The sequence below is a fragment of the Micromonospora sp. C28ISP2-4 genome (assembly GCF_030519385.1).
Lineage (GTDB): Bacteria > Actinomycetota > Actinomycetes > Mycobacteriales > Micromonosporaceae > Micromonospora > Micromonospora tulbaghiae.
Genome location: NZ_JAUMKG010000005.1, coordinates 536,925 through 558,004, shown reverse-complemented (window position 1 = coordinate 558,004; position 21,080 = coordinate 536,925). Strand labels below are relative to the sequence as shown.

20 protein-coding genes are annotated in these 21,080 nt (G+C 72.4%); 9 read left to right on the top strand and 11 right to left on the bottom strand.

Annotated features, from left to right (window positions below; translation table 11 throughout):
* The 6 genes from Q3W68_RS21500 to Q3W68_RS21475 form a co-directional block, all read right to left on the bottom strand.
* Positions 1–2,864 (bottom strand): discoidin domain-containing protein (locus Q3W68_RS21500; protein WP_302907138.1); only part of this gene is annotated, 2,864 nt, incomplete at its 3' end.
* Positions 2,865–3,014: 150 nt separating this feature from the next.
* Positions 3,015–4,640, bottom strand: coding sequence for a glycoside hydrolase family 13 protein (locus tag Q3W68_RS21495; RefSeq protein ID WP_302907165.1), 1,626 nt, complete (start codon positions 4,638–4,640; stop codon positions 3,015–3,017).
* Positions 4,641–4,749: 109 nt separating this feature from the next.
* Positions 4,750–5,637, bottom strand: coding sequence for a carbohydrate ABC transporter permease (locus tag Q3W68_RS21490; RefSeq protein ID WP_302907137.1), 888 nt, complete (start codon positions 5,635–5,637; stop codon positions 4,750–4,752).
* Positions 5,638–5,640: 3 nt separating this feature from the next.
* Entirely contained in the window at positions 5,641–6,600 is a 960-nt protein-coding gene (locus tag Q3W68_RS21485) for a carbohydrate ABC transporter permease (protein ID WP_302907136.1), read from the bottom strand.
* Between the two features lie 60 nt (positions 6,601–6,660).
* The gene (locus tag Q3W68_RS21480; protein ID WP_302907135.1) at positions 6,661–8,037 is read right to left on the bottom strand and encodes an ABC transporter substrate-binding protein; all 1,377 of its coding nucleotides are present in this window, start codon (positions 8,035–8,037) and stop codon (positions 6,661–6,663) included.
* A gap of 304 nt (positions 8,038–8,341) precedes the next feature.
* Positions 8,342–9,478, bottom strand: a complete 1,137-nt coding sequence (locus Q3W68_RS21475; protein WP_302907134.1) for a LacI family DNA-binding transcriptional regulator — start codon at positions 9,476–9,478, stop codon at positions 8,342–8,344.
* A gap of 64 nt (positions 9,479–9,542) precedes the next feature.
* Here Q3W68_RS21475 and Q3W68_RS21470 point away from each other — a divergent pair, with 64 nt between their 5' ends.
* Entirely contained in the window at positions 9,543–11,543 is a 2,001-nt protein-coding gene (locus tag Q3W68_RS21470) for a glycosyl hydrolase family 28-related protein (protein ID WP_302907133.1), read from the top strand.
* A gap of 54 nt (positions 11,544–11,597) precedes the next feature.
* On the opposite strand, the gene Q3W68_RS21465 is transcribed toward Q3W68_RS21470, so the two are convergent.
* The 4 genes from Q3W68_RS21465 to Q3W68_RS21450 form a co-directional block, all read right to left on the bottom strand.
* Positions 11,598–12,407, bottom strand: coding sequence for a SigB/SigF/SigG family RNA polymerase sigma factor (locus tag Q3W68_RS21465; protein WP_120570051.1), 810 nt, complete (start codon positions 12,405–12,407; stop codon positions 11,598–11,600).
* Positions 12,408–12,549: 142 nt separating this feature from the next.
* A complete protein-coding gene (locus Q3W68_RS21460; RefSeq protein WP_302907132.1) occupies positions 12,550–13,113 on the bottom strand; it encodes a GerMN domain-containing protein in 564 nt (187 codons plus the stop codon).
* Positions 13,110–14,459: a cell wall metabolism sensor histidine kinase WalK gene (locus Q3W68_RS21455; protein WP_302907131.1), complete on the bottom strand. Its 1,350-nt coding sequence runs from the start codon at positions 14,457–14,459 to the stop codon at positions 13,110–13,112. Before Q3W68_RS21455 ends, Q3W68_RS21460 begins: the two co-directional genes overlap by 4 nt.
* Positions 14,456–15,130, bottom strand: a complete 675-nt coding sequence (locus tag Q3W68_RS21450; RefSeq protein ID WP_302907130.1) for a response regulator transcription factor — start codon at positions 15,128–15,130, stop codon at positions 14,456–14,458. The genes Q3W68_RS21455 and Q3W68_RS21450 overlap by 4 nt, the downstream gene beginning before the upstream one ends.
* A gap of 149 nt (positions 15,131–15,279) precedes the next feature.
* Here Q3W68_RS21450 and Q3W68_RS21445 point away from each other — a divergent pair, with 149 nt between their 5' ends.
* The 5 genes from Q3W68_RS21445 to Q3W68_RS21425 all read left to right on the top strand — a co-directional run bounded on the left by Q3W68_RS21445 (position 15,280) and on the right by Q3W68_RS21425 (position 18,404).
* Complete coding sequence (locus tag Q3W68_RS21445) at positions 15,280–15,645, top strand: STAS domain-containing protein (protein WP_302907129.1); 366 nt, start codon at positions 15,280–15,282, stop codon at positions 15,643–15,645.
* A 9-nt stretch (positions 15,646–15,654) separates the two neighbouring features.
* The gene (locus Q3W68_RS21440) at positions 15,655–15,969 is read left to right on the top strand and encodes a hypothetical protein (RefSeq protein ID WP_302907128.1); all 315 of its coding nucleotides are present in this window, start codon (positions 15,655–15,657) and stop codon (positions 15,967–15,969) included.
* The gene (locus Q3W68_RS21435) at positions 15,966–16,532 is read left to right on the top strand and encodes an STAS domain-containing protein (protein WP_302907127.1); all 567 of its coding nucleotides are present in this window, start codon (positions 15,966–15,968) and stop codon (positions 16,530–16,532) included. Before Q3W68_RS21440 ends, Q3W68_RS21435 begins: the two co-directional genes overlap by 4 nt.
* Positions 16,532–16,816, top strand: coding sequence for a BON domain-containing protein (locus tag Q3W68_RS21430; protein ID WP_269707092.1), 285 nt, complete (start codon positions 16,532–16,534; stop codon positions 16,814–16,816). The genes Q3W68_RS21435 and Q3W68_RS21430 overlap by 1 nt, the downstream gene beginning before the upstream one ends.
* A 136-nt stretch (positions 16,817–16,952) precedes the next feature.
* Complete coding sequence (locus Q3W68_RS21425) at positions 16,953–18,404, top strand: cellulase family glycosylhydrolase (RefSeq protein WP_302907164.1); 1,452 nt, start codon at positions 16,953–16,955, stop codon at positions 18,402–18,404.
* Positions 18,405–18,448: 44 nt separating this feature from the next.
* Here Q3W68_RS21425 and Q3W68_RS21420 read toward each other — a convergent pair whose 3' ends face one another.
* Positions 18,449–19,351 carry a diiron oxygenase gene (locus tag Q3W68_RS21420; protein WP_302907126.1) on the bottom strand — a complete coding sequence of 301 codons (903 nt, stop codon included), beginning with the start codon at positions 19,349–19,351 and terminating at the stop codon, positions 18,449–18,451.
* Positions 19,352–19,402: 51 nt separating this feature from the next.
* On the opposite strand from Q3W68_RS21420, the gene Q3W68_RS21415 reads away from it, so the two are divergent.
* The 3 genes from Q3W68_RS21415 to Q3W68_RS21405 are packed head-to-tail and all read left to right on the top strand — an operon-like array spanning position 19,403 to position 21,045.
* On the top strand, positions 19,403–20,119 hold the full coding sequence (locus tag Q3W68_RS21415) for a TetR/AcrR family transcriptional regulator (protein WP_302907125.1): 717 nt from the start codon (positions 19,403–19,405) through the stop codon (positions 20,117–20,119).
* Positions 20,116–20,385: a DUF4873 domain-containing protein gene (locus Q3W68_RS21410; protein ID WP_302907124.1), complete on the top strand. Its 270-nt coding sequence runs from the start codon at positions 20,116–20,118 to the stop codon at positions 20,383–20,385. The genes Q3W68_RS21415 and Q3W68_RS21410 overlap by 4 nt, the downstream gene beginning before the upstream one ends.
* Positions 20,386–20,406: 21 nt before the next feature.
* Entirely contained in the window at positions 20,407–21,045 is a 639-nt protein-coding gene (locus tag Q3W68_RS21405) for a YdcF family protein (protein WP_302907123.1), read from the top strand.
* Positions 21,046–21,080: the final 35 nt, after the last annotated feature.

The window sequence follows — 21,080 nt, the reverse complement described above, 5'->3', positions numbered from 1 at the left end:
CACGAGGCGTACACCTCGAACTCGGACAGCTGGCCGGCCGGCCAGCCGGTGTTGCCGGTGAAGGTCAGCCGCACGAAGCGGCGGTCACCGGCGGGCAGCGCGATCGACAGGCTGTTGCCGCCCGCCGGGTCGAACGTGTAGCCCGCCGCCGCCTTCAGCGTCGAGAACGACGAGCCGTCGGTGGAGCCGAGCACCGACACGGTCTGGGTGCGGGTCTGCCAGGCCGCCGACGGGGGCAGCTTCAGCACCACCCGAGCGACCGGCCGGGCGCTGCCCAGGTCGACTGTCACCGACTGGGGGAAGGCGTTGCCGGCGCTCTCCCAGTAGGTGTTCGCGTTGCCGTCGACGGTGTTTGCGGCGCCGTACACGTCGGCGTGGCTGGTCTCGGTGACCGGACGACCCGCTGCCAGGTTCCCGGCCGGTGGCGCGGTGGTGGGCGGCGCAGTCGTGGTGGGCGGCGGTGTGGTGGTGCCGCCGCCGTACACCTCCAGCTCGGCGAGCTGGCCCGCCGGCCAGCCGGTGTTCCCGGTGACCGTGACCCGGACGAACCGCCGGTCGCCGGACGGCAGCGCGATCGACACGGTGTTGCCGGCGGCCGGGTCGAACACGCGGCCCGCGGACGCGGCGAGCGTGGTGTACGAGGAGCCGTCGGTGGAGCCGAGCACCGACAGCGTCTGGGTGCGCCGTTCCCAGCCGGGCGGCAGCTTGAGCACCACCCGGTCGACGGTGCGGGACGCGCCGAGGTCGACGGTGAGCGACTGCGGGAACGCGTTGTTGGCGCTCTCCCAGTAGCTGGCCGGGTTGCCGTCGACCGCGTTGCCGGCGGCGTACGTCTGGGTGGTGCTGGTGGCGGTCGCCGGCCGGCCCAGGGCCAGGTTCCCGCCGGCCGGCGGCGGCGTGGTCGGCGGCGCGGTGGTCGGCGGGGCCGTCGTCGGCGCTGCCGTGGTCGGGGGCGGGCTGGTGGGCGGCGGGCTGGACGGGCCGTTGCCCCACTGCGGCTGCGGCCACGGCCCGCAGTACGGGGTGGGCGTGTACCAGCCGGAGTTGCCGGTGCCCTGGGTGATCTGGAAGCCGCTGCCGACGCAGTTGTGGATCGGGTTGGACTGCGCGATGCCGGTGGCCCGCACGTTCGTGAACCGGACCTGGCTGGGCGCCTGCACCTGGAGCGCGTACGTGCCCGCGCCGTCGATGCGCACGTTGTCGAACGAGATGCCGCTGGTCTGGCCCTCGATCCAGTGCAGCGCCGCGTACGAGCTGTCCAGGATGTCGGTGCCGGTGACGTTGATGGCGGCGCCCTGGATCGGCTCGTTGAGCGCGGAGAACCAGATCGCGCCGACGCCGAACTGCCAGTTGTAGTCGGAGTTGCCGTTGCGGATCAGCGTGTTGCGGGCCACGGTGATGGTCCCGGCCACGGCCGTCGGCCCGGTGACGCCCGGATAGCGGTTGGCGACGTGGATGCCGCCGCCGTTGGTGACCGAGTCGGCGGTGACGTTGTCGGCGATGGTGATGTCCCGCCCGCCGTACGTGACCAGGTGGTTGGCCAGGACCGTCACGCCGATGGTGTTGCGGGTGAAGGAGTTGCCGACGTTGGGCACGCTCTGCGCCCACATGGCCAGCGCGTCGTCGCCGGTGTTGCGGACGAACGTGTTGGTGACAGTGGAGTTGGTGACGCCCCAGTGGAAGTTCACCCCGTCGGCGGTCTGGTCGAGGATGCGGCTGTTGCGGATGGTGAAGTTGTCCATCGGCCCGTCCATCCAGGCGCCGACCTTGGTGTGCTGCAACCACAGGTTGTCCACCACCGAGTTCGTCATCGCGCCGCCGATGGCGTTCACCTGGTCCTCGTCGACGCGTTCCCGGATGTCGCCGATGATGGCGAAGTCCCGCAGCGTGACGTTGCGGCTGGGCCCGCCGGCCTCGTGCGACCGGATCTCGCCGGAGTAGCCGCCGCCCGGCACGTACTTGCCGTAGATGCCGGCGGCCCGTTTGCGGTCGGTGGGGTGCCGGCCGCCGAGGACCGAGTACCAGGGGCCGGCGCCGCGCAGTGTCACGCCGTCGACCACCACGTGGTCCCAGAGCGTGAACGTGCCGGCCGGGATCCACACCGCCCGGCCCTGCGCCTTGCCGGCGTCAACGGCGGCCTGGAACTTCGCCGTCGAGTCGGTGGCGCCGGTGGGGTCGGCGCCGAAGTCGGTCACCACGTCCAGCACGCCGGACGGTTTGGTGATCTGTGCTCCGACCAGCTCGAAGTCGGCCAGGTCGATGGTGAACGTGGGCGACTGGGCGGTCGAGGAGACCTGGAGGCGGATCTTCGTGCCGGCCGGGTAGGTGGTGCCGAACATGGTGCGGGTCTCGTCGTAGAAGTGGTGCGGGTTGGTGTCGCCCGGGTTGTTGTTGAACGGGTAGCCGCCGTAGTACCAGCCGTACCGGGAGGTGACCGGCACGGCCTTGACCAGGGTGCCGTTGGCGCGCAGGTCGATGCTGGCGTCGCGGCCGGTGCCGGCGGCGTTGTCCGGCAGGCTGTACCGGAACGTGACCGCGTTGGCGGGGGCGGTGAGCGTGAACTCGACGTACTCGCCGACGGCGTCGAGCGTGACCGCCTCCCGGCCGGACGCCTCGGACGGCAGCGTGCCGTAGCGCCGGTCGGGGCCGATCTTTGTGCCGGTGTGTGCGGCCTGCTCGGCCTCCTGCTCCCGGAACGGCACAGTGGCGCCGCGTCCGGTGATGTCGAACGGGGACAGTCCGGCGGCGCGCGCCGGGGTGGCGGTCGTGGTGAGCGCCACGACGACGAGTGTCGAGGCGGCGAGCGCGACGGCGGCCAGGGCGGCCACGGTGCGGTGGCGGTGCGCGGTGCGGTGCTCGGCCATGCGGGGTGTGCTCCCTTTCGTCGGTGGCCAGATCCCCCGTGCGGCGTTGCCTCTCCTTCCTCCTCCCCAGGTGTGCGGCGTGGTGGCGGCCGGGACGGCCGCCCGGTGTCGCTGCGGCGCCGGCGGCGGGACGGGCCGCCGGCGCCGCGGTCAGGCCGATCGGGTACGCAGCCAGACCGCTGTGTCCGGCGGCAGCCGGTCGTCGTCGAGTGGGCCACTGGCCAGCAGCAGCCGGTCGTGCGCGGGCAGCGGCACTGCCGCGCCGCCAAGGTTGACCAGGCAGGTGAAGCCGGGTTCGCGGGCGAACGCGAGCACGCCGTCCGGTGCGGGCAGCCAGGTCAGCGTGCCGTCGCCGAGCGCGGGTTCGGCGCGGCGCAGCGTCAGCGCGGCCCGGTACAGCTCCAGCATCGAGTGCGGGTCGCCGGTCTGGGCGCGGACCGTACGGTCCTTCCAGTCGGCCGGCTGCGGCAGCCAGGGCGCGGCGCTCGCGCCGTCGGGGCTGAACCCGAACGGCGGGGCGTCGCCCTGCCAGGGCAGCGGCACCCGGCAGCCGTCGCGGCCCGGGTCGACCCGCCCGGACCGCTCCCACATCGGGTCCTGCCGCAGCTCGTACGGGATGTCCTCGACCTCCCAGAGCCCCAGCTCCTCGCCCTGGTAGACGTAGGCGGCGCCGGGCAGCGCGAGGGACAGCAGCGCGGCGGCGCGGGCCCGGCGGGTGCCCAGTTCCAGGTCGGTGGGGATGCCCTCGCGCTTGGCGGCGAAGCTGAACCGGGTGTCGGCGCGGCCGTACCGGGTGACGTGGCGGGTGACGTCGTGGTTGGACAGCACCCAGGTGGCGGGCGCGCCGACCGGGGCGTGCGCGGCGAGCGTGCCGTCGATGCTCTCCCGCAGCGCGGTGGCGTCCCAGGCGCAGCCGAGGAAGTCGAAGTTGAACGCGGTGTGCAGCTCGTCCGGGCGCAGGTAGTTCGCGAACCGCTGCCGGTCGGGCAGCCACACCTCGCCGACAAGCGCCCGGCCGCCCGGGTACGAGTCGGCGATGCGCCGCCACGCGCGGTACACGTCGTGTACGCCGTCCTGGTCGCGGAACGGGTGCGGCCGGTCGGTGTGGACCTCGGGCAGCGTGCCGTCCTTGACCAGCAGGCCGGCCGAGTCGATGCGGATGCCGTCCACGCCCCGCTCGAACCAGAACCGCAGGATGTCCTCGAACTCCTCGCGGACCCGGGGGTGGTCCCAGTTGAAGTCGGGTTGCTGCGGGGCGAACAGGTGCAGGTACCAGTCGCCGGGCGTGCCGTCCGGGTCGGTGGTGCGGGTCCAGGTCGGTCCGCCGAACTCGCCGGTCCAGTCGGTGGGCGGCAGGTCACCGCCCGGTCCCCGGCCGGGACGGAACCAGAACAGGTCCCGCTCGGGCGCGCCCGGTCCGCCCGCGAGGGCGGCCTGGAACCAGGGGTGCGCGTCGGAGCAGTGGTTGGGCACCACGTCGACGATGCTGCGGATGCCGAGCGCGTGCGCCTCGGCGATCAGCGCCTCCACCTCGGCGAGCGTGCCGAAGACCGGGTCGATGTCGCGGTAGTCGGACACGTCGTAGCCGGCGTCGGCCATCGGCGACGGGTACCAGGGGCTGAACCAGATCGCGTCGACGCCGAGAGCGGCGAGATGATCCAGGCGCGACCGGATGCCGGCGACGTCGCCGATCCCGTCGCCGTCGCCGTCGGCGAAGCTGCGCGGATAGACCTGGTAGATCACCGCGGAGCGCCACCACGGGCTGTTGTCGGCCATGGACACGGGCACCTGCTTTCTGCGGGGTCGGTTCTGCGGCGGCGGGCGAGCGACCGGCGGCGGGCTGTACGACCGGCGGCCGGCTCGCGGCGGGCGGCGGTAGGCCCGGTCAGCCCTTGAGGCCGCCGGTGGTCAGGCCGGACATGATGTTGCGGTGGAAGATCAGGAACAGCACGACTGTGGGGATCGCGGCGATCACCGACGCGGCGATGACCACGTTCATCGGGGTGCCGCCGGCGAAGGCGTAGATGCCGACGCTGACGGTCCGCGTCTCCGGTGACGGCATGACCAGCTTCGGCCAGAGGAAGTCCTTCCAGACCGCCGTCACCGCGAAGATCGCCACCACGCCGAGGATCGGTCGCGACATCGGCAGGACGATGGACCAGAGCGTGCGCAGCGGGGTGGCGCCATCCATCACCGCGGCGGCCATCAGGTCCTCCGGGATCGAGTCGAAGAACCGTTTCAGCAGGAAGATGTTGAACGCGTTGGCCACCAGCGGCAGCCAGATCGCGAACGGCGAGTCGAGCAGGTTGACGTGCACGATCGGCAGGTCGATCACCGTCACGTACTGCGGGACGATCAGCACCATCGCCGGGATCATCAGCGTCGCCAGCATCATGCCGAGGATCAGCTTGCCCAGCACCGGGCGCAGCTTCGACAACGCGTACGCGGCTGCGGTGTCGAGGACGAGCTGGAACAGCACCGCCCCGGTGGCGTAGTAGAACGTGTTGAACAGCAGCTTCGCCAGGTCCAGGTTGGTCCAGGCGTCCACATAGTTGCCCGGTTGCGGATCGCGGGGGAACAGCGACGGCGGTGTCTGCGCGATCTCCTGGCCGGACTTCAGCGCGCCGGTGACCATCCAGTACAGCGGGCCGAGGAACACCAGCGTGAACCCGGCCACGACCACGGAGAGCACGATCCAGTAGAGGACCCGGCCACGACCGCGCCGCAGCTGGGCGTGGGAGATGAGCGTACGGGTGGTGGAGTCGGCGGCCATGTCCTAGTCCTGTCTCGCGGTCAGTCGCAGGTAGACGGCGGAGAACCCGGCCAGCACCACCAGCATGATCACGCCGAGCGCGGCGGCGCCGTTGAGGTCGTTCTGGAAGAACCCGTGCTGGTAGATCAGGTACGCCACGGAGGTCGCCGAGTCCTGCGTACCGGCACCGTTGGCGAGGATCAGCGGCTCGATGAACAGCTGCATGGTGGCCACGATCTGGAGCATCGCCAGCAGCGCGAGGATCAGCCGGGTCTGCGGCACGGTCACGTGCAGGATGCGCCGCCACACCCCGGCGCCGTCGATCTCGGCGGCCTCGTACAGCTCGCCGGGGATGTTCTGCAACGCGGCCAGGTAGATCAGCACGGCGCCGCCCATGTTCATCCAGGTCGAGGCGATCACCAGGGCTGGCATCGTCATGGTGGGCGACTGCATCCACTCCGACGTGGGCAGTCCCAGCGCGGTGAGGATCGCGTTGAACAGCCCCGCCTCGCTCGGGTCGTACGCGTAGAACTTGAACAGGAACAGCGCGGAGGCCGGCGGCAGCATCACCGGCAGGTAGACCAGCACCCGCAGGTAGCCCTTGGCGTGACGCAGCTCGTTGAGCAGGATCGCCACGACGAACGGCACCAGGTAACCGAGCACCAGCGCCAGGCCGGTGAAGACGAACGTGTTCTTCCAGGCGGTCCAGAAGCTCGGATCGGCGATGATCCGGCTGTAGTTGTCCCAGCCGACCCAGGTGGTCTCGCCGCGCCGGGTGCGCTGGAAGCTCATCACGACGCCGCGGACCATCGGGTACCAGGAGAAGACGGCGAAGCACACGACCGCGCCGATGAGGAACGTGTGCCCGGTGAGGTTGTCCCGGACCTTGCGGCCGAGGCCGGCGCGGCGTCCGGCGGTACGCGACGGCGTCGGCGCGACGGGGCCGGGACGGCGGGTGGCGCCGGGGGCGGTGGTGAGCGCCAAGGCGACTCCTGCGGTGCTCGGGGAGGTGGAGCCGGTGCGCCGGCCCCACCTCCGGTCGGGTCAGCTCTGCGTGGCCAGCAACTGGTTGACCTTGTCCTCGGCGGTCTTGAGCAGCGCGTCGATGTTCGCGTTCGGGTTGGTCAGCACCCCGGACATCGCGGCGTCGAGCACCGCGTAGATCGTCTGGGCGTTGCGCGGCTCCCCCTTGATCGGCACCGGGTTGGCCTCGAAGACCGCGAAGTTGGTGGTGTCCACGTTCGCGTTGGCCTTGCGCAGCTCCAGTTCCTGCTTCTGCGCGTCGCTGCCGTTCGTGAACAGCAGCGGCTGGGGCAGGCCGACCGGGTAGTTCTGCGGCTTGGCGCGCACGTAGTCGAACTGGCCCTTACCAGGGGTGAGCTTCTGGTAGGCGAGCCACTTCAGACCGGCCTTCACCTGCTCCGGGCTCAGGCCCTTCTTGAAGAAGTAGCCCTCGCCGCCGCCGAGCGTGGCCTTGGCGGGGCCGTCCTGGCCGGGCAGCGGGCCCATCGCCCAGTCCTGGTACTTGCCCTGGAACTGGCTGACGATCGCCTGGGTCGCGTCCGGCGCGCCGATGAACATGCCGACCTTGCCGGCGCCGGCGTTTGTGAGCAGGTCACCCCACTGGAGGAGCTGCCGGGCACCCATGCTGTTGTCGCCGTACCGCATGTCCTTGAGGTTCTGCAGGACCTGCTTGCCCATGGCGTTGTTGAAGTCGGCCTTCTTGCCGTCGGCGCTGAGCACCTGTCCGCCCTGGGAGTAGAGCAGCGAGGTGAAGTGCCAGCCGCCGGTGTTGCCGGCGCTGTACTCGGCGTATCCGGCGATGCCGTCGCCGAGCGCGGAGATCTTCTTGGCCGCGGCCCGCACCTCGGGCCAGGTCTTCGGGGGGTTGTTGACGTCGAGCCCGGCCCGCTGGAACAGCGCCTTGTTGTAGATCAGGCCCATCGAGTAGTTCTTCACCGGTACGGCGTAGAGCTTGCCGCCGTCGGTGAACACGTCCTTGAGCGCCGGGTCGACGCTGTCCCAGGTGGGGATGGTGTCCCTGGTGGCGTACTGGCCGATGTCCATCGCCTGGCCGGAGTCCAGCACCTGCTGGAGGTCGGTCATGTAGCCGTAGAACACGTCGGTGACGGTGCCGCCGGCCAGGCGGGCGGTGAAGTCCGGCGGGTTGTTGCACTGCTCGCCGACGCTGACGCTCTTGACGACGATGTCCGGGTTCTGCCGCTGGAACTCGGCGACGTCGTCGTTCCAGTTCTTCAGCAGTTCCTTCTGCGCGCCGACCGGCTGGCAGTCGACGGTGATGGTGACCTTGCCGCCGGCGTCGCTGCTGTCGTCGCTCTTCGTGGAGCACGCCGCAAGGCTGAGCCCGAGGCCGGCCGCGAGCGCTGCCGCCGCGACCTTCCGATACTGCCGTACGGACATCTGTCCATCCCTTCGGGAACGGGTGTATCCATGGCCTTCACTGATGTGCGGTGACCGCGCGGCTGCCTGCGGTGGTGGAACGGCAACCGGCGCGCGCCCTGCCTCCCGAAACCGCGCCCCGGGTCAGGTGTGAGTGGAGTCACTGTAGCGACGCCGACCGAAGCCAGCAAGATGCCAACTCAAGAATGCAAGAACGCGACTTTCGCGCTCGCGGGCGCACGGGTTCACCCGGCTGCGGGCATGAGGCGTCCACGTGGGACCGGGTGAGAGTCGCGAGGGCGAGGCGGGCGGAGGCGCCCGGGGATCAGCGGCGAGGAGCGGGGGCGGTGGAGCCGCGTACCACCAGCTCGGGCTCGAACAGCAGCTCGTCGTGCAGCACGCCGGCACCCTCGATCTGGGTCACCAGCAGATCCACGGCGGCCTGGCCCATCGTCTCGATCGGCTGCCGCACAGTGGTCAGCGGCGGGTCGGTGCAGGTCATGAACGCCGAGTCGTCGAACCCGACCACCGACACGTCGGCCGGCACCGCGCAGCCCAGGCGGCGGGCTGCCCGGATGGTGCCCAGCGCCAGGACGTCGCTGGCGCAGACGATCCCGGTGACGCCGCGCTCGATCAGTTTCGTGGCCGCGACCCGCGCGCCCTCCATGGAGAAGCTGGACCGTTCCACCAGGGACCGGTCCTCGGCCCAACCGGCGGCCCGGACCATGGCGTCGAGCTTGCGGCGCGAGGGCACGTGGTCGGCCGGGCCGAGCACCATGCCGATCCGCTCGTGGCCGAGGGAGCGCAGGTGCCCGTACGCCTGCTCGACGGCGACGGCGTCGTCTGTGGACACCCGAGGGAAGCCCAGCTCCTCGACACCGGCGTTCACCAGCACCACCGGCAGGCCCCGGTCGGTCAGGCGCCGGTAGTGCTCGTGCGAGGCGTCGGCCAGGGCGTACGAGCCGCCGGCGAAGATGACGCCGCTGACCTGGTGGTCGAGCAGCATCTCCACGTACCCGGACTCCGGCACGCCGCCGATGGTGCGGGCGCACAGCGCCGGGGTGAAGCCGCGCTGCGCGAGCGAGCCGGTGACCACCTCGGCCAGCGCCGGGAAGATCGGGTTCTGCAACTCCGGCAGCACCAGGCCGACGAGGCGGGCGCGCTCGCCGCGCAGCTTCGTCGGGCGCTCGTACCCGAGCACGTCGAGGGCGGTCAGCACTGCGGTCCGGGTCGCCTCGGACACGCCGCCGCGACCGTTGAGCACCCGGCTCACCGTCGCCTCGCTGACACCCGCCTTGCGGGCCACCTCGGTCAGGCGCTTCGTCACGGCGGCAATCGTACGTCGGATTCTTGCAAGAAATGAACAGCCGAAGCGGTCAGGTCTTGCTCGGAACGGCCGCAAGCGGTCCGAAAGATGGAGGCAGATTGATGCTTGAAAGGCAACAGATAGCCGGAATAACATGAGGAACCCTTTCGATGGCCTGTGCCGCCGAGGCCACCCGTCCCCCGAGAAAGTGGGTGCTCCGATGTCGCGGAGCGTGCCGAGGATCCTCGCGGCGCTTGTCGTCGCCGCCGCCCTGCTCGTACCGCCCGGCGCCGCCACAGCGGGCCAGCCCCGCGGACCGGCCCCGGTGGTGACGCGCGCCGGGCTCGACCCCGCGCTGGTGGCCGGGCGCGGCGCCGCTGTGGACTACGTCGAGCAGGAGGCGGAACACGGCCGGACCACCGGAACCGTGATCGGACCGGACCGGTCGGCGTACACACTGGCCGGTGAGGCGTCCGGCCGCCGCGCCGTGCGTCTGCTGCCCGGCCAGTACGTCGAACTCACGCTCCCCCGGCCCACCAACGCGCTCACCGTGCGCTACAGCATCCCGGACGCGCCGGGCGGCGGCGGGATCACCGCGCCGCTGCGGGTGGCCGTCGGACGCGCGCCCGCCCGGACCATGACGCTGACCTCGCAGTACGCCTGGCTCTACAACCAGTACCCGTTCACCAACGACCCCGCCGCCGACCTGCTGCACCCGGACTGGTGGATCACCGAGTGCTCCTGCGTCCCGGCCGCCACCACGCCCGCGCCGGTGATCAGCAAGCCGTTCCGGCCGCACCACTTCTACGACGAGCAGCGGATGCCGCTCGGCCGCACCCACCTGGCCGGCGAGGTGGTCCGGCTGACCGCGCCGCGCGGCACGGCCGCCGCGTGGACGGTGATCGACCTGGTGGACGCGCATCTGGTCGCCCCGCCCCGGACGGTCCCCCGCGCGGTGAACGCGCTGTCCTTCGGCGCCGACCCGACCGGCCGGCGGGAGTCCGCCGACGCGTTCGACCGGGCGATCGCGTACGCCCGCCGGGTGGACCGTCCGCTCTACCTGCCGCCGGGCACCTACCAGGTCAACCGGCACGTCCTCGTCGACGACGTGACGATCGCCGGGGCCGGGAGCTGGTACACGATCGTGCGGGGACGCGAGGTCGCCCTGGACACGCCCGCGCCCGACGGCTCGCGGCACACCGGCGTCGGCTTCTACGGCCGCGACGCCGCCGACGGAGGCAGCAGCAACGTGCACCTGTCCGGCTTCGCGGTCGAGGGCGACGTGCGGGAGCGGATCGACACCGACCAGGTCAACGCCGTCGGCGGGGCGCTCAGCCACAGCACCATCGACGGCCTCTACCTGCACCACACGAAGGTCGGCATGTGGTTCGACGGGCCGATGACCGGCCTGCGGGTCACGAACACGGTGATCGCGGACCAGATCGCGGACGGGCTGAACTTCCACACCGGCGTCACGCACTCGTCGGTGACGAACTCGGTGGTCCGCAACAGTGGCGACGACGCGCTGGCGATGTGGTCGGAGGGCACGGCTGACGCGTCGAACACGTTCGCGTACAACACCGTGCAGTCGCCGGTGCTCGCCAACGGCATCGCGCTGTACGGCGGCGCCGACCTGACCGTGGCGCACAACCTGATCGCCGACCCGGTGCGCGAGGGCAGCGCGATCCAGGTGGGCTCCCGGTTCGGGGCCGAGCCGTTCACCGGAAGGCTGCGGATCACCGGCAACACCACGGTCCGGGCCGGCACGTACGACCTGAACTGGAACATCGGCCTCGGCGCGATCTGGTTCTACGCGCTGGACCGCAGCATCGACGCGGCGGACATCGAGGTGCGCGGCGACGCGTACCTGGACAGCACCTACAACGCGATCATGCTGGTCAGCGACTGGCCGGTGAAGGACAGCGTCCGCATCGGCAACGTGCGCTTCCGCGACATCCGGGTCGACGGCACCGGCACGTCGGTGGTCAGCGCGCGTACGGCGGGCGGGGCGAGCTTCGCGAACGTCGACGCCCGCAACGTGGGCGCGGTCGGCGTGAACAACTGCGGGTCGTTCCACTTCACCCCGGCCGGGTCGGAGTTCGCCCTGACCGACCTCGGCGGCAACGACGGCGGGTGGCTGGCGCCGTGGTTATTGCCGAACACCATCACCTGCGACGACCGGCCGCCCGTGGTGCCGCCGCCCCCGCCCTCGCGCTGGTGACAGGACGACGCGACCCCCGCCGGCCGGGCCGGTGGGGGTCGCGTTCGGGGTCGATCAGGCCTCGGTGAGCTGGCCGCGCAGCTTGGTCAGGGCGCGGGCGAGCAGCCGGGACACGTGCATCTGGGAGACACCGACCCGGGCGGCGATCTCGCTCTGGGTCAGGTTGCCGTAGAAGCGCAGCGTGAGGATCTTCTGCTCCCGCTCGTCGAGCGTGGCGAGCGCCGGGCCCAGCGAGGCGCGCAGGTCGGCCAGCTCGTACTCGTTGTCCTCGGTGCCGAGCGTGTCGCCCAGCTCGGTGGCGCTGTCGCCGTCGCCGATCGGGGTGGACAGCGACACCGCGTTGTACGCGCGGGCGCCCTCCAGGCCCTCCAGGACCTCTTCCTCGGTGACGTCGAGGTGGGCGGCGATGTCGGCGACGGTCGGGGCCCGGTTGAGCGTCTGGGTCAGGGTGCTGTTGGCCTCGGAGATGCGCAGCCGCAGCTCCTGGAGGCGACGCGGAACCCGGATGTTCCAGGTGCGGTCACGGAAGTGCCGCTTGATCTCGCCGAGGATGGTCGGGATGGCGAAGCCGGCGAAGTCGACGCCGCGCGAGGCGTCGAACCGGTCGACGGCCTTGATCAGGCCGAGCGCCGCGGTCTGGGCCAGGTCGCCGGCCGGCTCGCCGCGACCGCTGTAGCGGGCGGCCAGGTGGTTCGCCAGCGGCAGCCACGCCTCGATGACCTGGTTGCGCAGGGCGGCCCGCTGCGGGTGGTCGGCGGGCAGCGTGGCGAGCGCCGCGATCAGCTCACTGGCGCGGCTCTCCTCACCGGTCTGCGGCGCGCGCTGCACCTCGGTCGCGGTCGATGCCATGGTCATCGTGGTCATGCTGCCCTTCCTGTCCTCGGAGAACGGGTGGCCTCCCACACCGGTCGTGCCAGCCACACTAGACCAAAGGTTACCGCCAAATCAACCGAACGGACGATGGAGATTTCGTGTCATAACCGGACAAGGCGGCGAGGAGGGGGTGTCAGCGAGGTAACAGCGGCCGGTAGTCGGCGGCGGTGAGCGGCAGCGCGGAGAGGCTTCCGTCCGCGCGTGGCACCTCCAGCGGCTGTCCGTCCCGGCGGAACGCCACGCTGAACACGTCGGGCCGCTGAGTGAGGCTGCACACGATCTGCCCGAAGGCCAGCACCTCGTCGTTGCGGCCGGTCTCCTCCCCCGCCTGGCGCACGTCGACGGTGGCGAGCGTGCCGGCCAGCGTCGCCCCGGCCACCGCCACCGTGCCGGGCAGCGCCGTGGCCAGCCCCTGACGGCGCTCGCCGCCGTCCGGCCCGGCCAGCAGGTGCTGGAGGTGCGCGTCCACCCCCGGCAACCCGTCCACCCGGCGCTTGACCACGACCAGCCCGTCGTCCCGGACGAAGCAGAACGGCTCGTCCACCCGCCCGTCCCCGTCGACGGTCGAGGACACCGCGGGCGTCGGGAAAGCGCCCGGCGGCGTCTGCACCAGGCGCGGCTCGTCGTCCACCGGCACCCCGCAGCCGGCCAGCAGCACGGCCGCGAACAGGGCGGGCAGGAGCCGCCGGCGGGTCACCTCAGCGCTCCGGGCAGCTCGACCCGGAACCGGGCGCCGGGCTCGCGGTCCAGCACCGCGGCCGTACCGCCGTGCGCGGCGGCGTGCTGCGACACCAGCGCGAGCCCGAGGCCGGTGCCGTCGGTGCCGGCCCGGTCGTGCGCCGCCCGCCCGCGCACGAACCGGTCGAAGATGATCTCGCGGTCGCCGGCCGGCACGCCCGGACCGTCGTCGTCGACCTCCAGCACGCCCACCCCGTCGCGCCCGCCGAGGCGTACGGCGACCGGCCCGCCGCCGTACCGCTCGGCGTTCTCCACCAGGTTCAGCAGCGTCTGGGCGAACCGGCGCCGGTCGACCCACCACAGGCGCGGGGCGTCGCCGTCGAGCCTCACCAGGCTCTCCGGCAGCGACCGCTCCCGGCAGACGGTCCGGGCCAGCTCCACCACGTCGACCGTCTCGCGGTGCGCCGGCTGCTCGGTGCGGGCCAGCTGGATGAGGTCGTCGACCAGGCGCTGGAACCGGGTCACCTCGTCGGCGACCAGGCCCGCCGCGGTCGCGGTGCGCTCGTCCTGGTGCTCCCGGCGGCGGTTGAGCACGCTCGCGGCCGCGGCCAGGGTCTGCAACGGCGAGCGCAGCTCGTGGCTCACGTCGGCGGCGAAGCGCCGGTCCCGCTCGATGCGGTGCACCAGCTTGTCGACCATCTCGTTGAACGAGCTGGACAGGCGGGTGAGGTCGGGATCGGTGGTCGGGTCGAGCCGGGTGGCGAAGTCGCCGGCCGCGATCCGTTCCGCCGCGTCGGCGACCGCGGTGAGCGGCCGCAGGCTGTGCCGGGTGGCGTACCAGCCGAGCGCCGCGCCCGCCCCGGCGACCATGATCGCCACGGCGATCAGCGCCAGGCCCACCACCTGGAACGTCTCCTCGACCTCCCGCAGCGAGGTCAGCTCGTAGTAGCCGAGCGCGCCGGGCAGCGGCACGCCGACCAGCAGCGCGGGCTGACCGTCGAGCCGGATCCGCTGCACCGCGGGCTTGCCGTCGGCCACCATCCGTTGCAACTCCACCGGCACCGAGCTGGCGCCCACGTCGGCGGTGCGGGCGTACCAGCCGTCGGGCAGGTGCAGCAGCGGGCGGCGGGCGCTGCCGGTGTCGAGCGAGCGCAGCACGGCCACCACGTCCGGGGTGCCGGTGTCCAGGCCGGAACGGACCACAGCGGCGTCGTAGTAGGCGGCCCGGACGGCGGTGCGCTCCCGCTCGTCGAGCAGCGAGCGCCGGGTCAGGTCGTACGAGAAGAGGGCCATCAGCGCCGACAGCAGCAGTGCCCCGACGGCGAACGCCGCGGTGACCCGGGCGCGCAGGCCGGGACGGGTCATCGCTGGAGCTTGTAGCCGAGGCCGCGCAGCGTGACCAGGTGGCGCGGGTTGGCCGGGTCGGGTTCGATCTTCTGCCGCAGCCGGCCCACGTGCACGTCGACGAGCCGCTCGTCACCGGTCTCGTAGCCCCAGACCCGGCTGAGCAGCTGCTGGCGTGACAGCACCCGGCCGGCGTGCTCGGCCAGCTCGCACAGCAGCCGGAACTCGGTGCGGGTGACCGGCACCGGCTGTCCCGAGCGCCGCACCTCGCCGGCCTCCGCGCTGATCTCCAGGTCGCCGAAGAACTGGGCGGGCACCGGCCCGGACACCGTGCGGACGCGCCGGCGCAGCGCCCGCAGCCGGGCGGACAGCTCCTTGATCGCGACCGGCTTGACCACGTAGTCGTCCGCGCCCGCCTCCAGCGCGGCGACGATGTCGTGGGTGTCGTCGCGGGCGCTGATCACCACGACCGGCACGTCGTCGTCGCGGCGCAGTTGACGGATGCAGTCGAACCCGTTCATGCCGGGCAGCATCAGGTCGACGAGCACGTAGTCCGCCGGCTTCTCCCGCTGGCGGCGCAGGCCGTCCTCGGCGGTCGGCGCGCCGTCCGCCTCGTAGCCCTCCTCCTCCAGGGCGAGCTGCAGCGCGAGCCGGATGCGGTCGTCGTCCTCGATCACCAGTACGGCCGTCATATGGGCATCATGACCGGCGCGGCACGGGTCGCCCAACCGCGTGGGCCGTTCGTGGTTTTTGTCATCGAACCGTCATACAACCGTCCGGTGACCTCCAAGATCCCTGCGCAGAGTGGGGTCTGACCCGATCACGTCACGGAAGCGACCCGATGCCTGCCAGCCTGCCGTCCCCGCCGGAGTCCGCCGTGCCGCACGTGCGCGTGGACATCACCGACGAGCTGGACCTCGCCGGGCTGCCCGAGGTCGCCCACGTGCTGGACCGCATCCTCGCGCTACGGCCCCGCGAGCTGACGATCGACCTCGCCGGGTGCCGGCATGTGGACGCCGCCGCCGTAGCGCTGCTGCTGGACGTGCATCGCCGGCTGGCGCGGCGGGGCGGCCTGCTCACGTTGAGCAATCCCCATCCGCGGATCCGGCGCATCCTGGAGAACTCCGGGCTCGGTGCCGTACCCGTCGTCGACACGCCCCGTCCGGCCGCGCGCGGCCGGGCCCGGGTCGCGTCCGCATCACGCTGAGGAGGAGTGGTGACCGGCAGCACGCTCGTGGGAGCGCTCGTGGTTGGTCTGGCCGTCGGCGGGCTGGGACGCCTCGTCCTGCCGGGGCGCAAGGCCGTCCCGGTGTGGCTCACACTCGCGCTCGGTGTCGCGGCCGCGCTGCTCGGCGCGATCGTGGTCGGGCTGGTGGACCACCGCACCGACGGATCCCCGGTGCTGCCGCTGATGGTGCAGACCGGCTTCGCCGCCGTGGCGGTCGTGCTGGCGGTGGTCGCCGCGGGCCGGCCGGCGGCGGAGGGGCAGACGCCTCCCGGCACGGGCGGCCGGCGGAAGGAGGAGGTGTGACCGTCGTACCCGCGGACCATCTGATGATGCTCATCTGCGACGGCTGCGGCGACAGCGTCACCGGCGCGGGTGCCACGCTGCCCGACGCCGAGGTGGTGTGGACGCTGGTGTTCGAGCACGACTGGGTCGGCTCGCCGTTCGCGTCCGGACCGCATCACTGCCCCCGGTGCAGCGCCCGGGCGGCCATCGCCGAGGACGGCCTGGGCACCGAGGATCTGGAGCAGGTGGGTGGCACCCCGGCCGCCCACGACGTCGACCCGGCCACGGCGGTCCGCCGCGCCCTCGACGAGCGCTCGCTGCGCGACGACGTGGAGCTGGTCGACCTGTCCGGCTTGGAGGTGATCGACTCCGCCGGGTTGAGCCTGCTGGTGCGCGCGCACCAGGACGCCCGGCGCGACGGCCGGCGGCTGTGCCTGCTGTCCCCGTCGCGGTTCGTGCTCACCGTGCTGCACACCATGCGGCTCGACGGCGTGTTCACAGTCGTCGACGGCCGCGTCCCGGCGCCGGGCTCCGCGTCCCGGCAACCGGTCCTGACCGAACAGAAGGAGCCCTCCCCGTGGTGATGCCCTGGCCGTACCCCGAGTTCCCGTTCACCGGCGGCGGACCGGAGCCCGACGACGCTGACACCCGCCTCGCGTCGCTCGTCGCTCAGCGGCTCAGCGCCGACTGGACCACCCGCCGGCAGCAGATCACCGTGACCGTGCAGAACCGGGTGGTCATCCTCGCCGGCCTGGTGGCCGACCCGCAGACGCGCCTGGTCGCCGCCGAGCTGGCCTGGGACGTGCCGGGCGTGTTCGACGTCTGCAACGCGTTGCGGCTCTACGGCGGGCGCCGCGGCGGCCGCTGACCGGCGGTTGCACGCATCGGCATCCACCTCTACGCTCGGCCGTGGGAGCGCTCCCCCAGGCCGCCGCGTCGGGCTTTCCGGGCAGGTTCACGACGGGCACCGTCCGATCACCATCCAGACGATGGGACCTTCCCGCATGTTCTCGATTCCCCGCCCGTCCCGGCGGCACCTGCTCGTCGGCGGCGCGGTCGGCGCGCTCGCCCTGGCGGCCACGGCCGTCCTGCCGTCGCCGAACGCGATGGCGGCGACCGGCTGCGCCGTCACCTACACCACCAACTCCTGGCCCGGCGGCTTCACCGCGACGGTGGCGGTGCGCAACCTCGGCGACCCGGTGAGCAACTGGACGCTGGGCTTCACCTTCCCCGACGGCGGCCAGCGCGTGGTGCAGGGCTGGTCGGCCACCTGGCAGCAGAGCGGTTCGGCGGTCACCGCGCGAAGCCTCGACTACAACGGCGCGCTCGGCACCGGCGCGAGCACCACTGTCGGTTTCAACGGCTCGTGGACCGGGTCCAACCCGAACCCCACGTCGTTCACGCTCAACGGCACCGTCTGCACCGGCGGCACGAGCGCCCCGCCGCCCAGCACGCCCCCGCCGAGCACCCCGCCCCCGCCGACCACTCCCCCGCCCACCACGCCGCCGCCGACCGGCACCACGCCGGTGGCGATCAACGGCCAGCTCCAGGTGTGCGGGGTCAACCTCTGCAACCAGTACGGGCGGCCGATCCAGCTGCGCGGCATGAGCACGCACGGGTTGCAGTGGTTCGCCAACTGCTACACCGACGCCTCGCTGGACGTGCTCGCGAACGAGTGGCGGTCCGACCTGCTGCGCATCTCCATGTACGTGCAGGAGCAGGGCTACGAGACCAACCCGGCCGGCTTCACCGCCCAGGTCAACACGCTCGTGGACAAGGCCGAGGCCCGGGGCATGTACGCGCTCATCGACTTCCACACGCTGACGCCCGGTGACCCGATGTACAACCTGGACCGGGCCAAGACGTTCTTCGCCGACGTCTCGGCGCGCAACGCCGCGAAGAAGAACGTGATCTACGAGATCACCAACGAGCCCAACGGGGTGAGCTGGTCGACCATCCGCAACTACGCCGAGCAGGTCATTCCGGTGATCCGGGCCAACGACCCGGACGCGGTGGTCATCGTCGGCACCCGGGGCTGGTCCTCGCTCGGCGTGTCCGAGGGCGGCAACTCCGACGAGATCGTGAACAACCCGGTGCGGGCGCAGAACATCATGTACACGTTCCACTTCTACGCCGCGTCGCACAAGGACAACTACCGCAACGAGGTGCAGCGGGCGGCGAGCCGGCTGCCGCTGTTCGTCACCGAGTTCGGCACGGTCACCTACACCGGTGACGGCGCTGTCGACACCGCCAGCAGCAACGCCTGGCTCGACCTGCTCGACCGGTTGAAGATCAGCTACGCGAACTGGACGTTCTCCGACGCCCCCGAGGGCTCGGCGGCGCTCCGGCCGGGCACGTGCGCGTCCGGCTCGTTCAGCGGGACGTCGGTGCTCACCGAGTCCGGCGCGTTCATGCGTGAGCGCATCCGTACCGCTGACGACTTCCCCGCCTCCTGACCGGGCGGCCGGCGGCGGTCCTTTCCCCTTCGGGTCGCCGCCGGTCAGCCCTCCACCAGCCCGGCCCGGCGCCACAGCGCCCGGCCCGGCCCGGCGACCAGCCCCAGTTCGGTCAGATGGTCGGCGATCCGCTGCGCGGACCAGCGCAGCGTGGCCCGCCAGTGCGGGTTGGCCCGCGCCGCGGCCCGGCCGGCCGCCGGGTCGATCCCGACCGCCGCGTACGCCCGCGGGTGCACCAGGCGCCGCGTGATCGAGTACGCGGCCCGGCCGATCACCAGCCGCGAGTACGCCAGCGCCACCGGCCCGGCCGCCTCGACCTGCCGGGTCAGCTCGTCGCGGGCGAAGCGCACGTGCCGGGCCTCCTCCACCACGTGGATGCGCGACACCATCCGGATCAGCGGCTGCAACGACTCGTCGGCCATGATCTCCCGCTGGAACGAGTCGAGGATCTCCTCGGCGATGAGGATGGCCGCGTACATCTGCGGGCCGGTCGCTGTGGACTTGAGCCAGCGTCCGAGCAGGTGGTCGAACGGCTCGGCACGGTAGACCGGCGCGCCGGCGGCCTCGATGAGCCGGCCGAACATGATGGAGTGCCGGCACTCGTCGGCGACCTCGGTGAGCGCGTACTGTGCGTGCCGGCTGGTCGGGTCGGCGTCGTAGTAGTGCCGGATCAGCATCTGCATGAGGATCGTCTCGAACCAGATCCCGGCGCTGGCAGCGCTGGCGACCTCGTGCTTGGTCAGCTCGACCCGCTGGTCCTCGGTCATCGCTTCCCACAGTGGAGTGCCGTAGAGGCTGCTGCGTGACGGCGGCAGCCAGTACGCGCCGGGCACCGGTGGCGCCGACCAGTCGATGTCGACCACCGGGTCGTAGCTGGTGCGTACCGAGGCGGAGAGCAGGCGATCGGCGACCGCCTCGCGCGGGAATCCGGCCGTCGTCCGCTCCATGGTGACCCCTCCGTATTGACGTAACTTCGAGTAACTGTTACGAGTGGTAGCATGCGACGCACCACCACCGATGTCAATGGCCCCGACGCTCCCGGGGAGCCGGCCGCGCCCCGTCCCGGCGGGCGGCGCGACCGCTGGGCCGACCACCGCGAACAGCGGCGGCAGGAACTGATCGCCGCTGCCATCCAGGCGCTGCTGCGGCACGGCCCGAGCGTCGACATGGACCAGGTCGCCGCCACCGCCGGGGTCAGCAAGCCGGTGCTGTACCGCTACTTCGCCGACAAGGCGCAGCTCTGGCTGGCGGTCAGCGAGGTGGTCGCGGCGCGCGTGGTGGCCGCCGTCGCCCCCGCCGTGGAGCAGGTCCGCGAGGAGCGGGCGCTGGTCGAGGCGACGATCGACGCGTACCTGAGCGTGGTGGAGTACGAGCCGTCGCTGTACCGGTTCCTCGTGCACGAGTCCGGGCATCCCGGCATCCAGCAGGTGGTCACCGGCACCAGCCGGCAGGTCGCGACCGGGCTGGCCCGGGTCATCGGCGACCGGCTGCGCGCGCTCGGCCTCGACGCCGGCCCGGCCGAGCCGTGGGCGTACGGGCTGGTCGGGTTCGTGCAGGCGGTCGGCGACTGGTGGACCACACACGGGCAGCCGATCCACCGGGCCGCGCTCACCGAATACCTGACCACGCTGCTGTGGAGCGGCATCGAGGGGGTACGCCGGGGCGCCGACCTTCCGCCGGAGCTGACCCGCGCGCACGAACGGATCGACAGGTGACCTGGCAGGGCACGGCCGAGATTGCCGGCACCTCGGTACGGCTGCACGCCGGCGGGCGGTTCGAGCCGATCGACGGCCGCTACCACTGGGCCGGGCGGGTCGAGCCGGAGCCGCGCCTGGTGCGGCTGCTGCGCTCCGGCCGCCGCGACGTGGAGGTCCGGATCGGCGAACGGGTCGCCCGGGCCCGGCTGGCCGAGGTGGACCCGTGGGGCGGCGTCCGCATCACCGGTGTCGGCACCCCGCCGTGGCCGCCGGACGACGAGTGATCCTGCCCGTACCGTGAAGGGATGACGCCTCCCGCCACCGTGCTGCTGGTCTTCGGCCGGGGGGTGGTGGCCGGCGACGACGGCTACCGGCTCACCGCGGAGAGCGTCGCGCGCACCGAGGCGGCGGTGGCGTACGTCCGCGCCCACGCCGAGGCGTTCCGCCGTACGCCCGGCGCGCGGGTGGTGTTCACCGGCGGCTGGCCGCACGGCCCGGCCGGCACGCCCGGCCCGCCGGCCGGATACCGGGAGGCGGAGCTGATGCGGGCGCTGGCGCGCGACGCCGGCCTCGACGCGTACGCCCGGTCGGCGGCCGAGACCCGCTCCCGCACCACCGTGCAGAACCTGGCGCACACCGTCCAGGACGGGCTGCTCGGCGCGGCGGAGTTCACCGCCCAGCGCCCGCTCGGGCTGGTCTCCCACCCGTGGCACCTGCCCCGCGTCCGGCTGCTCGCCGCGCGCGTGCTCGGGCTGTCCGGCCCGGCGCTGGCCGACGTGCCGGTGACCGCACCCGACCCGGTGCCCGTCCGGCGGGAGCGGGCCGCCCGGGCGTTCAGCCGGATCGGCTTCCTCGGTGTGCGTACCCCGGAGGCGTCGCTGCGCCGCGAGCGCGCGCTGACCCGCGCCGCCGACCGGATCGCACGCCTCACGCCCCGCCGCTGATCCGCCGTCGCGCGCCAGTGATTCACCGTCGCACG